Origin of the sequence: Blastococcus jejuensis, from assembly GCF_039534705.1 — a bacterium.
Lineage (GTDB): Bacteria > Actinomycetota > Actinomycetes > Mycobacteriales > Geodermatophilaceae > Blastococcus_B > Blastococcus_B jejuensis.
Genome location: NZ_BAAAVV010000004.1, coordinates 30,882 through 45,572, shown reverse-complemented (window position 1 = coordinate 45,572; position 14,691 = coordinate 30,882). Strand labels below are relative to the sequence as shown.

12 protein-coding genes and 1 tRNA gene are annotated in these 14,691 nt (G+C 72.4%); 4 read left to right on the top strand and 9 right to left on the bottom strand.

Annotated elements, in window-relative coordinates; genetic code table 11:
* Positions 1–40 precede the first annotated feature (40 nt).
* Complete coding sequence (locus ABD644_RS09780) at positions 41–2,746, bottom strand: winged helix-turn-helix domain-containing protein (protein WP_344688658.1); 2,706 nt, start codon at positions 2,744–2,746, stop codon at positions 41–43.
* A 118-nt stretch (positions 2,747–2,864) separates the two neighbouring features.
* Positions 2,865–3,560, bottom strand: coding sequence for a TetR/AcrR family transcriptional regulator (locus ABD644_RS09775; RefSeq protein ID WP_344688657.1), 696 nt, complete (start codon positions 3,558–3,560; stop codon positions 2,865–2,867).
* Between the two features lie 211 nt (positions 3,561–3,771).
* On the opposite strand from ABD644_RS09775, the gene ABD644_RS09770 reads away from it, so the two are divergent.
* Entirely contained in the window at positions 3,772–4,368 is a 597-nt protein-coding gene (locus tag ABD644_RS09770) for a hypothetical protein (protein ID WP_344688656.1), read from the top strand.
* Positions 4,365–5,222: an SDR family oxidoreductase gene (locus ABD644_RS09765; protein WP_344688655.1), complete on the top strand. Its 858-nt coding sequence runs from the start codon at positions 4,365–4,367 to the stop codon at positions 5,220–5,222. The genes ABD644_RS09770 and ABD644_RS09765 overlap by 4 nt, the downstream gene beginning before the upstream one ends.
* A gap of 11 nt (positions 5,223–5,233) precedes the next feature.
* On the opposite strand, the gene ABD644_RS09760 is transcribed toward ABD644_RS09765, so the two are convergent.
* Both ABD644_RS09760 and ABD644_RS09755 read right to left on the bottom strand, forming a co-directional pair.
* Positions 5,234–5,932 (bottom strand): B3/B4 domain-containing protein, encoded by a 699-nt coding sequence (locus ABD644_RS09760; protein WP_344688654.1) that lies wholly within the window; start codon positions 5,930–5,932, stop codon positions 5,234–5,236.
* Between the two features lie 50 nt (positions 5,933–5,982).
* Positions 5,983–6,573 (bottom strand): helix-turn-helix domain-containing protein, encoded by a 591-nt coding sequence (locus ABD644_RS09755; protein ID WP_344688653.1) that lies wholly within the window; start codon positions 6,571–6,573, stop codon positions 5,983–5,985.
* A 119-nt stretch (positions 6,574–6,692) separates the two neighbouring features.
* Between ABD644_RS09755 and ABD644_RS09750 the strand changes: the two genes are divergently transcribed.
* Positions 6,693–7,388: an alpha/beta fold hydrolase gene (locus tag ABD644_RS09750; protein ID WP_344688652.1), complete on the top strand. Its 696-nt coding sequence runs from the start codon at positions 6,693–6,695 to the stop codon at positions 7,386–7,388.
* Between the two features lie 988 nt (positions 7,389–8,376).
* Here ABD644_RS09750 and ABD644_RS09745 read toward each other — a convergent pair.
* Positions 8,377–9,012, bottom strand: a complete 636-nt coding sequence (locus ABD644_RS09745; RefSeq protein ID WP_344688651.1) for a group I intron-associated PD-(D/E)XK endonuclease — start codon at positions 9,010–9,012, stop codon at positions 8,377–8,379.
* Between the two features lie 724 nt (positions 9,013–9,736).
* A tRNA-Pro gene (locus ABD644_RS09740) sits at positions 9,737–9,810 on the bottom strand.
* Positions 9,811–9,998: 188 nt separating this feature from the next.
* On the opposite strand from ABD644_RS09740, the gene ABD644_RS09735 reads away from it, so the two are divergent.
* Positions 9,999–12,182 (top strand): MMPL family transporter, encoded by a 2,184-nt coding sequence (locus ABD644_RS09735; protein WP_344688650.1) that lies wholly within the window; start codon positions 9,999–10,001, stop codon positions 12,180–12,182.
* On the opposite strand, the gene der is transcribed toward ABD644_RS09735, so the two are convergent.
* From der to aroH, 3 genes are all read right to left on the bottom strand, one after another.
* The gene (der, locus tag ABD644_RS09730; protein WP_344688649.1) at positions 12,139–13,485 is read right to left on the bottom strand and encodes a ribosome biogenesis GTPase Der; all 1,347 of its coding nucleotides are present in this window, start codon (positions 13,483–13,485) and stop codon (positions 12,139–12,141) included. The genes ABD644_RS09735 and der overlap by 44 nt on opposite strands.
* Complete coding sequence (gene cmk / locus ABD644_RS09725; protein ID WP_344688648.1) at positions 13,482–14,177, bottom strand: (d)CMP kinase; 696 nt, start codon at positions 14,175–14,177, stop codon at positions 13,482–13,484. Before cmk ends, der begins: the two co-directional genes overlap by 4 nt.
* A gap of 70 nt (positions 14,178–14,247) precedes the next feature.
* A complete protein-coding gene (gene aroH, locus ABD644_RS09720; RefSeq protein WP_344688647.1) occupies positions 14,248–14,610 on the bottom strand; it encodes a chorismate mutase in 363 nt (120 codons plus the stop codon).
* Positions 14,611–14,691: the final 81 nt, after the last annotated feature.

The following is a 14,691-nucleotide window of genomic DNA, read 5'->3' as shown; positions in this document are numbered from 1 at the left end:
GTGGTGACCTGGGATGGTGATCGGCCGGATGCGCCGACGGTCAGCGGTCGTGGGCCTCGACCAGGTGGAGTTCGGCGGCCCGGCGGACCGCTGCCCCACGGCCGTTGACGCCGAGCTTGGCGTAGATGTTCCTGGTGTGGGTGCGCAGCGTGTTGACCGACACGAACAGCCGGCGGGCGATCTCCGGTCCGTCCAGGTGGGTGCCGAGCAGCCGGAGCACCTCGAGCTCGCGCGCGCTCAACGGGTCGACGACGCCCTGCTGCCGCGGCCGCGGCACCGAGGTCGCACGGACGGCGGCGAGCAACCGACGGACGTAGCCCGGAGCACTCCCCCGCTGGAGCGCCGCGGCCAGCAGCGCGGCCATCGGCGGCCCCTCGTCGACGAAGACGCGGACGTAGCCCTCGGGCTCGGCCAGGTCCAGCGCGCGACGCAGGAAGTCCAGGGCGGCCGGGAGGTCCCCGCCCGCCCGGGCGGCCAGCGCCCGGAGCACCAGGACCTCGACGACCGTCCCGGCTCGGCCGCCGTCCTCCGCGGCGCGCAGCAACCGCTCGAGCAGCCGCGTCGCCGCGTTCAGCGACGGCTCGGACTGCTCGGCCAGCAGCACGCGGGCCAGCGTGACGTGCTCGAACTCGCGGAGGTAGCTCAGCTCGTCGTCGGGGGTCAGCCCCCGCTCGCGGACCCAGGCGTGCGCGTCGTCGAGCCGGCCCAGCTGCAGCAGCATCCGGGCCCTGACCGCCGGGACGGGCCGCACCTCCGGGGAGAAGTCGGTCGTGTGGACGCGCTCGGCCTGCGCGAGCAGCTCGAGTGCCTCGGCGTGGTCCCCGTCGATCAGCCGCAGCCGGGCCGTCGCGACCCGCCACCGGTACCGGTTCTGCGGCAGCCCGGCGTGCTCGCCGAGTTCCTGGCTGATCGTCAGGTGCCGTCGGGCGGCGTCGAGGTCGTCGCGCTCGCGGAACAGCTCGCTCAGACCGACGTGCATGTCCGCCGCCCCCCGCACGGGCCCGGCCGGGTCGCTCGCCAGCGCCAGTCCCCGCTCGAAGTGCCGCATCGCCTCGTGGAGACGCCCCTGCGGGATCCGGATGTCGGCCAGCGTGATCGTGCCGCCGAGCACGTCCGAGCGGTGCCCGGCCCGTTCCAGGCTCGCCAGGCCGTCGACGTACCAGCGGTGGGCACCCACGAGATCACCGGTCGTCCAGGACGCCAACCCCAGGAGGCAGGCGGCGGCCCCGCGGCCGAGGTGGTCGTCGGCTTCGGCGAGCTCGAGGGCCCGCCCGGCATGCGTACGGGTACCGGCCACGTCGCCGCGCACCAGGGCCAGGGCGGCCCGGTACATGGCGACCTCGGTGGGGAGCCGGCGGAACGCCTCGTCGTCCACGACGACCATCGCCCCGGCCGGGCCGTCCCCTGCTGATGCCTCCAACCACCGCTCGGCGTCCCGCAGGCGGTCCTCCACCCCGTCGACGTCCCCGACGGACATGAGCGCCCCGACGTAGCCGACGTCCAGCACCGGCCGGACGCGCAACAGCGCGTCGGGTATCGCGTCCAGCCAGCTCCGCAGGGTGGTTTCCCGTCGCTGTTTGCGCAGGGAAGGCAGCTGGCGTTCGACGAGGTCGGCCGCGCGCTCGAAATCCGCTGCGGCCAGGGCGTGCGAGATCGCCTCGGCCGGATCGCCGTGTCGCTCGTACCAGTCGCTCGCCCGCGCGTGCAGGACGGCGATGGACCCGGGGTGCTCGTCCATCAGGCGCGCGCGCAGCACGTCACCGAAGAGGTGGTGGTAGCGGTACCAGCGACGGCGGTCGTCGAGCGGGACCAGGAAGAGATTGCCCCGTTCGAGCGCCTCCAGCATGGCCCGGCCGCCGTCCCGACCGGTCACGGCGTCGCACAGCGGACCGGAGAGCCGGCTCAGCACCGACGTCTCCAGCAGGAAGCTGCGGACGGCGTCGGGCTGGCGTCCGAGCACCTCCTCGACCAGGTAGTCGACGACGAAACGGTCGTCCCCGGCGAAGGTCGCGACGAAGCCGGAGACGTCGTCGCGGCCCTGCAACGAAAGAGCGGCGAGCTGGAGCGCGGCGATCCACCCTTCGGTGCGCCCGTCCAGGGCGGCGACGTCGTCGGCGGTCAGCGCCAGCCCCATCACGTCGCCGAGGTAGGCCGCTGCCTCGTCCTGCGAGAACCGCAGGTCGGCGGCCCGGATCTCGACCAGCTCGCCCCGTGCGCGCAACCGGGCGAGGGGCAGCGCCGGGTCGACCCGTGTCGCGACGACCAGGCGGATCAGCGGCGGGAGGTGCTCGAGCAGGAAGGCGACGCCCTCCTGCACCTGGGCCGACTCGATGACGTGGTAGTCGTCGAGCACGAGAACGACCTCGCCCGGCGCGGCGGACAACTCGCTGAGCAGCGTCGCGACCACCGCGTCGGTGGATGACTGCCTCGACTCGAGGAGCGCGAGCGCCCCGGCTCCCACCTCCGGCACCGCCGAGCGCAGCGCCGCCACGAGGTAGGGCCAGAACACCGCCGGATCGTTGTCGCGCTCGTCGAGCGACAGCCAGGCGACCGTCCGGCCCTCCGCCGCGGCGGCCGCCAGCCACTCGGTCAGCAGGGTCGTCTTCCCGAACCCGGCCGGCGCCGATACGAGGACGAGGGCCGGATCGTCGGCACGGGCGAGACGGTCGCTCAGTCGCGGGCGAGGTACCAGGGCGCGCCGTCGCCGGGGGACGTGGAGCTTGGTCTCGAGCAGCGGACCTGTCATGACCACCTCCCCGAGGGGCCAGGACCTCCCGCCGACGGGACCAGATGTTCGCGGCACAGCGTTGGGCTCGCGCACCGCATCGTCTCAGCCGGGTCCGTCGACGTCGACCACTCCCCCGTCATGCCCCTCCTCGGGTGACCAGCCCGTCGAGGATCCGGTGGAGGCCCCACAGGTACTGCTCGGTCGAGATGTACCCGGCCATGGTCGTGGCTGCTGCCGAGCTGCGCGGGTACGCGTCAGGCGGGGTCGCTGCGAACGCGGCCTGCCGGCCCGCTATCCGTTGGGCCTCGGCCGGAAGCGGCCCGGGCTCGTGGACGTCGGCGACCTCCAGCGCGATGGAGCCGAACACGTAGACGATGAGCAGGTAGGAGGCCCGGGCAGCGTCCGCCGGGGCGAGCCCGGCGTCGGCCAGCAGCTCCAGCAGCCGCTCGTTCAGCGCGAGTGCCTGGGGGCCGTCCATGGGCCCGCCGATCATCAGACCGACCGCGCCCGGGTGAGCCGAGAGGTGCTGCCGGAGGTCGAGGGCCAGTGCCTCGACCCGTTCGCGCCAGGGGCGACTGCGGTCGGCGAAGACGTCGTGGTCGACCTCGCCGAGGAGCCGTTCGACGAGCGCCTTGACGACCGCCGCCTTGTCCGGGAAGTACGTGTAGACGGCGTTCGGTGCCACCCCGACCCGGGCCGCGATGCCGCGCACGGATGCGGCATCGGCGCCGCCCTCGTCGAGCAGGCTCAGTGCCGCGTCCAGGATGTCGTCCTCCGTCAGGGCCCGTCGAGGCCCGCGACGGCGTTCCGTCGGTGGTGCAGGCACGGGCACGGACGCCCCCCTTGACATCGCTCACCCCACAGTAGAACTCTCCTGCACACCGTACAAACTCTGTACACCGTTCAGGGGGACTCATGTCCACGATCAGCATCGGCCGACTGCGCGGCGCCCTCCGCCCGGCGCCCTCCCCTGCCGCGGGCGGCGTGCCGGTGATGCCGCCCGCACAGCGGTCGGCCCCGGCCGGCCAGCGGAGCTCAGCGTTATGACTCTCCCCCGCGTCTCCCGGCCGGACGCCGTGCGCACCTGGCTGCTCTGGACCGCCGGGTTCATCGCCTTCCCGATCGCCGGGCTCGCCGGCACCGCCGTCGCCGGACGTGTCGACAGCCCCCTCGCCGCCCTCGGCGGTGGCGCGGTGGCCGGACTCGTCCTCGGCATCGGGCAGACGCTGGCCGGCCGGGGCCGGCTCGACATCCGACGGTGGGTTCCCGCCACCACCGTCGGGATGGGTCTCGGCCTGCTCCTGGGCGCCGCCACCGTCGGCTACCGGACCTCCCTGGGGTCCCTGGCGCTGATGGGCGCCCTCACCGGCGCCGTCCTCGGTGTCGCGCAGGCCCTGGCACTGCCCTCGGTCACGCACCGGCGCTGGGCATGGGCGGCCGCGATGCCCGCGCTGTGGGCGCTGGGGTGGACCGCCACCACCCTCGGCGGGATCAGCGTCGAGGACCAGTTCACCATCTACGGCGCGTACGGGGCCGTGACCTTCTCCGCCCTGTCCGGGGTGCTGCTGCACCTGCTCCTGCCGCACCGCGCGACTCCCGGCCAGGACCGGGCTCGCACACCCGTCGAGGCCAGGGCGTGACCGCCCCGCGGCCGCTGAGCGGGAGGACGGTGCTGGTCACCGGCGGCACCGGGGGCATCGGCAAGGCGACCGCCCTGGGCCTGGCCGCGCTGGGCGCCAGGGTCGCGATCACCGGCCGGGACCGGCGGCGCGCGGACGAGGTTGCCCGCGGGATCGAAGCAGCCGGCGGCGGCCCGGCGGCGGTCTTCGTCGCCGACATGTCATCGCAGTCCGAGGTCCGCCGGATGGCCGAGGAGGTGCTGGGGCAGCTCGACCGGATCGACGTACTGGTGAACAACGTCGGCGGATACTGGAACACCCGACACGTCACCGCCGACGGACTCGAGCGCACGTTCGCCGTCAACCATCTCGCGTCGTTCCTGCTCACCGACCTGCTGCTCCACCGGCTGATACGGAGCGCCCCGGCCCGCGTCGTCACGGTCTCCTCGCACGCCCACTCCGGTGGGCGGATCGACTTCGACGACCTCCAGGGTGAGCGCTCCTACTCCGGAGCGCGGGCCTACAACCAGTCCAAGCTCGCCAACGTCCTGTTCACCTACGAGCTCGCGAGGCGCCTGCGGGGCACCGCCGTCACCGCCAACGCCCTGCATCCGGGCGTGGTCAGCACCTCCTTCGGCGCGGAGGATCCCGGCCGCGCCCAGCGCCTCGCCGTCCCCCTGCTGCGGCCGTTCATGAAGTCCCCCGCCCGGGGCGCCACCACGTCGATCCACCTGGCCTCGGCCCCCGACCTCGAGCGGGTCACCGGCCGGTACTTCGCCGACTGCCGGCCCCGGAAGTCATCCGAGCGCAGTTCCGACGAGCGGGCGGCGGCCCGGTTGTGGCAGGTCAGCGGGGATCTGGTGCAGGCGACCTGACCGCGGTGCCCTCAGGCCAGGCCGGCCTCGTCCCTCGGCGGCGCCTCCTCGCGGGCGAGGAACCGGCGGTGGATGGTGGCGTCCGGGCTGAGGGCGTGCAGGGCCTCGGTGAGGGCATCGGCCGCGGCGTGGACCGCGTCGTCGGACAGCGGATCGAGCGCGTCCAGGATGAAGACGGCGCTGCTGGTCCCCGTCGTGATCCGGGTGCGGGTGCACTGCCGCCAGTTCCAGCGGCGGCAGGTGACGCCGTCGTCGTCGCGCCAGACCACCTCGCCGGCGTCCGGGTGCTCGACGACCGGCTCGCCGCCTGCGGTGGTGTCGAACGGTTCCCCGCCCTCGGCGCGGACCAGCCGCGGCGGCCCGACGTAGGCGGCGCGGTCCTCCCCGCCGAGGGGCAGCAGGTGCGCGATGGAGACGGCGTTGTAGACGTCGGTGATCCGGTCGATGCGCGGCAGCCCGGCCGGCTCGAGGCGGCGCAGGAGCGCTTCGACGCTGGGCCGGGTGCGCTGCGGCTTGGCTCCGAAGGCCCGGTACGCCTCCCGCCAGGCGGCCAGGTGCGGCAGCTGCTCGGGCGCCTGCCCGTCGAGCAGCCGTCTCGCCGTGCTCTCGGCATCGGACAGGATGCGGTCGCTGGCCGCGTCGCTCGGGCCGCCGCAGAGGCCGTCGGCGGTCAGCAGCACCGCTCGGTAGTCCGGCCGCAGGTCGAACACCGCCCGATCGACGCTCGCAGCGGCAAGCCACTCGGCTCCGGGAGAAATGGTCACTTCCGGCCTCCGCCGACGTGGGGTTGGACAACGGTCAGGGCGAACCGTGCGGGTGTGGACGCGTCGGCCGGTGCGGCGTACCCGTGGGCGATGTCGCCGGCGAACGCCGCGGAGTCGCCGGCCGTCAACCGCTCTGTGCGCTCCCCGACGCGGAGCTCGAGGTGGCCGTCCAGCACGAGCAGCAGCTCCCGAGTTCCGGCGCTGTGCGCCTCGCTGGAGTGCTCCTCTCCCGGGTGCATCGCCCAGTCCCACAGCTCGACGACGTCGGGTGGCTCGGTGCCCGCGACCAGCAGCGCCTGCCCGCCGCGCGGGCCGCGCCAGAGCACCGGCGCTCGCCCGGCCTCGGTGACGGTCAACCCGTGGGGACGCTCGACGTCGACCAGCACCGGCAGTCCGACGCCCAGGGCGTCGCTGATCCGCAGCAGGGTCGCGATGCTCGGGTTGCCCTCGCCGTGCTCGATGGTGATCACCATCCGGCGGCTGACCCCGGAGCGGTCGGCAAGCTCGTCGAGGGTCCAGCCTCGAGCGGTCCGGTGCTGCCGGACGCGCTCGCCGATGAGCGCGTTGACCATTCCCGTCTGCGCCATCTGCCACCTCCCGTCCGATGCGCCTGTTAGTGCAACATACTGCATCCCGCGGGGTCGGGCGATGCACCCTCTGGGGACGCGACTGGCGAGTGCTGGACGGCATGCCGCAGGCTCGTGGGGTGACCTCCGACGTCGGTGCCGCCCTGGTGCACGGCCTCTGGCACGGGGCCTGGTGCTGGGACGAGGTCCGCGCGGCCCTCGCCGAGCGGGGCGTCGACAGCGTGGCCGTCGAGCTGCCGCTCACCGACCTGCCCGCCGACGCGCGGGCGACCCGCGAGGCGCTCGACGCCTTCGACCGGCCCGCGGTGCTCGTCGGGCACTCGTACGGCGGAGCGGTGATCACCGAGGCCGGGGAACACCCGCTCGTGCGCGAACTGCTCTACATCGCGGCGTTCCAGCTCGATGACGGTGAGTCCGTCAGCCGCACCCGTCCGGGCAGGGACCTGCCGGAGACCCGTCTCGCCGAGGCGATGCGTGTCGTCGGGAGCGAGGTGCACCTCGATCCCGAGTGGGGGTCGCGCCTCGTCTACAACGACGCGTCGGCCGAGGTCGCATCGGCCGCGATGGCCCGGGTGCGCCCGGTCGACCGGTTGCTGTTCCGCAGGGTGCCCGAGTCGATCGCCTGGCGATCCCGGCCGTCGACGTATGTCGTCTGCACCGAGGACGAGGTCGTGCACCCGGAACTGCAGCGCGCGATGGCGGGCCGGGCGAGCCGCACGGTGGAATGGCCGTGCGGGCACAGTCCGCTGGCCACCCGCCCTGACGTCGTCGCCGACCTGATCGCCGACCGAGTTCGCGCCGCCGCTCCGAGCTGACGACGTCGGCACCGCCACCCTCTCGCACCGTGGGCTCAGACGGTATGGGGGCTGGGGCCCCACCACGGCTGATCGTGGGTTACCGCAAAGGGTGGGCTCTGGCGGTAGAGCCCCAGGCGTGGGAGGCCCCAGTGAATGGTCAGCGCACGAGTGTCGGTCTGGATGTTCATGCCCGTTCCATGGTGGGGCGCGGTCTGGATGTGCAGACCGGTGAGGTGCTACCGGCGCGGTTGTCGCCGGCGCACGAGGACGTCATCGGCTGGCTGCGGTCGCTGCCTGGCCCGGTCAAGGCCACCCATGAGGCCGGCCCGACCGGGTTCGGACTGACCCGGGCGCTGGAGGCGGCGGGGATCGAGTGCGTGGTGGCCGCGCCCTCGCGCCTCCTGCGTCACCCGCCGTGGGATAGACCGGCAACTGCCATGCGGAGCGCGGCGGCACGGGAGGAACACGAACAGACACGAGACGATCCCGGAGACGAGCCGACAGGAATGTCAGCCCCGCGCGCGACCGTTACGGGTTCAGCTAGAGCCACGCAACGAAACGAGGGGCCTAGCCACCTGCCGCCCCTGGGGACCTCCCCGGCCCAAAACGGCTTGCTCCGTCGTCTCATGTACCGGCACGGCCTCAGCGATCCGGGCGGCATCCTTAGCCCGGCGGGGTAGCAATCCGCTCGTGTCTGTGTCCCTGGCGCGGTGGTAAACCAAAGAGCCGGTCTCGCGCCACGGACTCTGTCGGGCCAACCGACACATAGTCGAACCCCGGACGGCGATCACGGCACCGTGGCGAGGAACGCCCACCCTGGCGGCGCAGTCTCTGGCCCGCCCTCCCGCCGGTCAACGGTCCGCTCCGCCGCTGCGCGCCCTTGGACCGACGCCCCCAGGCCTACACCCATACCTATAGGGAGGACGCCAGGAGGAAAGCGGACGAAGGACGACGAGGTACCGCCAGGGCTCTCCGAGTTATGTTGCTACTTCAAGTCAAGGGGCGCCTACGGCGGGCCCGCGCGATCTGCAAGGAGACCAGAATTCATCTGCGCCAGTTGATACTGCGCATAGCCGCGTAGGTGGATCGCGTGCAAACCACCGACCGCGGAGACTGGAATCAGGTAGCAGAGGAGCTCGCCGTCGATGATGAAGAATTCGTCGACCTCATCGGGGTCGTACGTTCTTCGTCCACGACGAGAGGTTGAGAGATAGACCTTCCACGTGTCTCCTGCGCGGGTCGTCGTCGTTTTCACCTGAATACGACGAGTCGACTCGTTGGTGCAGACAAGCAGGTCATAGCGGGTGGGTTCGAGCGGCCAGGAGACAGTGTGACCGCACAATGTGAACCAGGAAGCGGCAAGAAGCGAGCCGGCACGATCGAGATGGGCGATGTCCGGCCTCATTTCACGATTCCCCGCGGCGGTCGGTCTCACTGCCAGATGCCTGGAGTCAAGGCCGAGTCGAGCCGCGTGACCCTTCAACGCGGAGACGGCGGATGCATCGTGGATCCCCAAGATTCCAGCCGCCTCTGACCATGTATTGGCCGCGGCGATAGCCGAGCAAAGACCGTCCTCAGTCCAGCGACGCTGTCCCTTGAAGTGGCTGTAATCCGCGCCGAGACGATCGGCGTGCGAGCGCACGGAGCGCATCGCTCCCGCAGACGTCGCAACCAAGCCCAATTCACGCAGCACTCCGCGCCACGAACTCGACGTCGAGATTGCGTGGACAAGTTGCGTGTCAGAATACGTTCTCTTCCACGTCACCTTCGAACCATATGACAGACCACTGACAGTCGACACGCTGCTCAACCCGTGCCGCGAGCTCCTCGTCCATGTCGAGGGCACACACGATTCCGTACCGCCCAATTCGAGCGGACTATCTGGACGATGAAGAAGTGGCTGCCTGCCCGAGCCTCCAGACCGCCCCCTCCCCGGCTAGAGGCATTGTTCGAGCGTTTCACCGCCGCACACGCCCAGCACCTCCGACGCCGCTCTCCACTACACCGCGCCACGCCGGCGACCGTCGACCCCACCCGTGCGAAGAGCCGGCTCCCAGATCCGCCTCACACCGGCCACCCAGGACCGACTCCACCACGACAACATTGCCGAGGGCCGGCTGCGTAACCCTGCGCGGGGTCGGCTGCCTGACCAGATCGGCGTCGGCCGCCAGCACCCATCTCCTGCGCTCGTCCACGACAACCACGTCCCGGTCTCCACGCCGCCACCGGCGAGACCGTCAGAGGGTTGATCCCCGAGCCCAGATCCGACTGCCAGCCCAATCCGGACAGTCCGGCCGCGCTCCGCAGCGCCCGGACCAACAGAATGTCGGTCCGGGCCATGCCAATGCCCTCAGGGCATCGCACTGTCGGGCTGACAGGATTTGAACCTGCGACCCCCTGACCCCCAGTCAGGTGCGCTACCAAGCTGCGCTACAGCCCGCATGCCGTGCGCTGCCCGGAACCCCGGGCCGTGCGACGGCCGCCGGAGAAGATTACCGCACGGCGAGGAGCGCCCCGCGCCCCACCGGGTCGCCGCCCGACGAGGCCCAAAGGCCGTGACACCGGGGGCCGCCCGTCGCTAGCGTCGCGGCCCACGGGGTGTCGCCGTCGTCGACCAGGGGCTCTGTCATGAGCAGGACATTCGCGTCCAAAGTCAGCTCCCGGCGACTCAAGTGGGTCATCCTCGTGTGCTGGCTCGTGCTGGCGGCCCTCGCGGCTCCGCTGGCCGGTGGCCTGACCGACCAGCAGGACAACGACATCGCGTCGTGGCTACCCGGCGACGCGGAGTCCACCGTCGCGCTGGAGCGCCAGATCGCGCTCGGCTCGGACCCCGACGTCGTCCCCGCCGTGCTCGTCTACGAGCGGCAGGCCGGGCTCACCGCGGCGGACACCGAGGCCGTCGCGGAGGACGCCCGTGCCTTCGCGCGGCTCGACGCGCTCGACGGCACCGTCGTCGGCCCGATCCCGAGCGAGGACGGCCAGGCGCTGCAACTGGTCGTCCCGATCAACCCCGGTTCGGGCGGGTGGGAGGCCATCGCCCCGATCGTCGACGACATGCGCGCCGTGGCCGCCGACGGTCCCGACGGGCTGGCGGCCTACGTGACCGGTCCGGCGGGGAACGCGGCCGACTCGTCCGAGGCCTTCGCCGGTCTCGACAGCACCCTGCTGCTGGCCGCGCTGGGCGTCGTCGTCCTCATCCTGCTGCTCACCTACCGCAGCCCGCTGCTGTGGATCCTGCCCATCTTCTCGGCGGTGATCGCGCTGTTCTGCGCGCAGGCCGTCGTCTATCTCCTCGCGCGCTACGCCGACCTCACGGTGAACGCCCAGAGCGCCAGCATCCTCACCGTCCTGGTCGTCGGTGCCGGCACCGACTACGCGCTCCTGCTGGTCGCCCGCTATCGCGAGGAACTGCGGCTGCACGCCGACCGGCACGAGGCCATGACCGAAGCCGTGCACCGGGCCGGGCCGGCCGTGCTCGCCAGCGGCGGCACGGTGATCCTCGGCATGCTCTGCCTGCTGGCAGCGGACATGAACTCGACCCGCGGCCTCGGCCCGGTGGCCGCCATCGGGGTCGGGGTGGCCCTCCTGGTGCTGCTGACCCTGCTGCCGGCGATGCTGATCATCTGCGGGCGGTGGGTGTTCTGGCCGGTCCGTCCGACCTTCGGCAGCGCCGAGCCCAGCGCGACCGGGCTGTGGTCCCGCGTCGGTGCGGCGATCAAGCCACGTCCCCGGGCGGTGTGGCTGGTGACGTGCGCGCTCCTGCTCGCGGCCTCGTTCGGCCTGTTCGGCCTGAACGCCAAGGGCCTGACGGCCGCCGAGTCGTTCCGGGGTACCCCCGAGTCGATCCGCGGCGACGCCGTGGCCGTGGAGCACTTCCCCGCTGCCGCAGGCAATCCGGTCCACGTGCTGACCAGCGCGGCCACGGCGGACGACGTGGCCGCCGCCGTGGCCACTGCGGCCGGCATCGCCTCCGTCGAGGAGCCGCAGGTCATCGCCGGCGACGCGCTGATCGAGGCGGAACTCGCCGACGCCCCCGACAGCCAGGCGGCCTACGCCACCGTCGAGCGGTTGCGCTCTGCCCTCGACGACGTCGGGGACGGCGAGGCGCTGGTCGGCGGCAACACCGCCCTGAACCTCGACGTCCAGACCGCCTCGCAGCGCGACAACCAGGTGATCATCCCGCTGATCATGCTGGTCGTGCTGGCGGTGCTCGCCGTGCTGCTGCGGGCGCTCGTCGCCCCGCTGCTGCTGATCGGGACGGTGGTGCTGTCCTACGGGGCGGCGCTCGGCCTCAGCGCGCTCATCTTCGACTGGCTGGTGGGCGTCGAGTCGACCGACAGTTCCTTCCCGCTGTTCGTGTTCGTGTTCCTCGTCGCGCTCGGCATCGACTACAACATCTTCCTGATGACCCGGGTGCGGGAGGAGTCGTTCGACCACGGCACCCGGCGCGCCGCCCTGGTCGGTCTGGCGGCCACCGGCGGCGTCATCACCTCGGCGGGGCTGGTGCTCGCGGCGACCTTCGCGGTGCTCGCCACCCTGCCGCTGACCTTCACCACGCAGTTGGGCATCGCGGTCGCGCTGGGTGTCCTGCTCGACACGATCGTCGTGCGCTCGGTGCTCGTCACCGCGCTCACCCTCGACGTCGGCCGGTGGATGTGGTGGCCGAGCAGGCTGGCGCACCGGCTCGACGAACCCGAGGTGCCCCCGACCGGCCGGGCCGAGAGTGTGCCGGTGCCCGCTCCCCGGCAGGAGGGGAGCGAGCCGAGCATCAGCCCTTCGGCCGGTCGTTCCCCCGGCCCTCGCGGACCTTGACCGAGACCTCGATCGGCGTGCCCTCGAAACCCCACCGTTCGCGGATCTTCCGCTCCAGGAACCGGCGGTAGCCGGCCTCCAGGAAGCCGGTGGAGAAGACGACGAACCGCGGCGGGCGGACGTCGGCCTGCGTGACGTACTTGATCTTCGGCGCGCGACCGCCGCGGGCGGGTGGCGGGGTCTCCTGCACCAGCGCCCGCACGAAGGAGTTCAGCTCGGAGGTCGGCACCCGCGACTCCCACGACGCCAGCGCGGCGCGCAGGTGGTCGGCGAGCTTGCTGACCCCCCGGCCGGTCGAAGCGGAGATGTTGACCCGGCTGGCCCAGCGCACCCGCGCCAGGTCCCGCTCGATCTCCTTCTCCAGCTGGTAGTGGCGGTCCTCGTCGAGGGTGTCCCACTTGTTGATCGCGATGACCAGCGCCCGGCCGGCCTCGACCACCTGGGTGATCACCCGCTGGTCCTGCTCGCTGATCACCTCGTCGGCGGCGAGCAGCACGACGGCGACCTCGGCGGCCTGGATCGCGGCCTCGGTGCGCAGGCTCGCGTAGTACTCGGTGCCGCTGGCGGTGTTGACCTTCCGCCGCAGCCCCGCGGTGTCGACGAACCGCCAGTCCTCGCCGCCCAGGGTCACGATCGAGTCGACCGGGTCCACGGTCGTCCCGGCCACCGAGTCGACGACCGACCGCTCGTCCTTGGCCAGCCGGTTGAGCAGGCTCGACTTGCCGACGTTGGGCCGCCCCACGAGAGCGACACGGCGCGGGCCGCCCTCCTCCAGCTGCTCGCGCGGCGCCGTCGGCAGGGCGTCGAGGATCAGGTCGAGCAGGTCACCGCTGGACCGCCCGTGCAGCGCGCTCACCGGCTGCGGCTCGCCGACGCCCAGCGACCACAGCTCGGCGGCGTTGGCCTCGCTGCGCTCGTCGTCGACCTTGTTGGCCACGAGGATCACCGGCCGGTCGCTGCGCCGCAGGATGCGGGCGGCGGCCAGGTCGGTGTCGGTGGCCCCGACCTGGCTGTCGACGACGAACACGATGACGTCGGCGGTCTGCATCGCGTACTCGGCCTGCCGGCTGATCGACGCACCCAGGCCGATGGCCTTCGGGTCCCAGCCACCGGTGTCGACGATGGTGAAGCGCTTGCCGTTCCACAGCGCCTCGTAGGAGATGCGGTCGCGCGTGACCCCGGGGATGTCCTGCACGACCGCGGCCCGGCGGCCCAGGATGCGGTTGACCAGGGTCGACTTGCCTACGTTGGGTCGTCCGACGATCGCGACGACCGGGAGGGGCCCGCCGGTGGCCTCGGTCATGCCCACTCCCCCGCCCGCACCGCGCGGCCCGCGAGCTCGCACACGCGGTCGATGACGGCCTCGCGGTCGAGGTCGGTGCTGTCGACGATCACGGCGTCGGAGGCCGGGCGCAGCGGGCTGTCGGCCCGCGAGCTGTCGTACTCGTCGCGGCGGCGGAGGTCCTCGGCGAGCGCGGCGATCTCCGCCGGGTCGGTGACGCCGAGCTGACCGGCACGCCGCTCGGCGCGGACTTCCGGGGCGGCGGTCAGGTAGATCTTGCAGGTCGCGTCCGGCAGGACGACGGTGCCGATGTCCCGCCCCTCGACGACGACCGCGTCGGCCGCCTCGACCAGCGCGCGCTGCTGGTCGACCAGTTGGCGGCGGACCGCGGGCACCGCCGACACCGGGGAGACCGCGCGGGTCACCTCGGCCCCGCGGATGCGCTCGGCGACGTCGACGCCGTCGACCAGGACCACCTCTTCGCCGGCCGTCGTCCCGACCTCGATGCGGGCAGCCGCGACGACGCGGGCCACGGCCTCGGCGTCGTCGGGGTCCACCCCGCCGTCGAGCACGGCGACGGTGGCCGCGCGGTACATGGCGCCGGTGTCGAGGTAGGCGGCGCCCAGCCGGGCGGCGACCGCGCGCGCGACGCTGGACTTGCCGGTGCCCGAGGGCCCGTCGAGGGTCACCTGCCCCCGGAAGCCGGCGCTCACTGTGTCATCTCGCTGCTCCGCAGCACGTTCGCTCCGCTCCTCGCTCGCTGGCGCTCGCTGCGATGCTCACTCACTGGGCGATGTCCCGTCGCAGGGCCACGGCGCCGCGCAGGTACACGTGCTGGATCTCACCGCGCGGGCGGTCGGTCTCCACGTGGGCCATGAGCCGGAGCACCCGCGGCAGTGCGTGCGCGACGTCGATCTCGGTGGCGCACATCAGCGGCACGTCACCCATCCCGAGTTCGCGGGCGGCCAGCGCCGGGAACTCCGACACCAGGTCGGGGGTGGCGGTGAACAGGATGCTGATCACGTCGTCGTGGTCGAGCGCGTTGCGCTCCAGCACCGCGCTGACCAGCTCACGGGTGGCCTCGAGCACCTGCTCCCGGTCGTCGGCGTCGACCTGCGTCGCGCCCCGGATGGCTCGGACGGCCATGCACTACTCCTCGATCGTCTTCGGCACCCGGATCGCCGGAGCCCTGCCGAGTCTAGGTCGCGACGCGGGTCACTCCCCCGC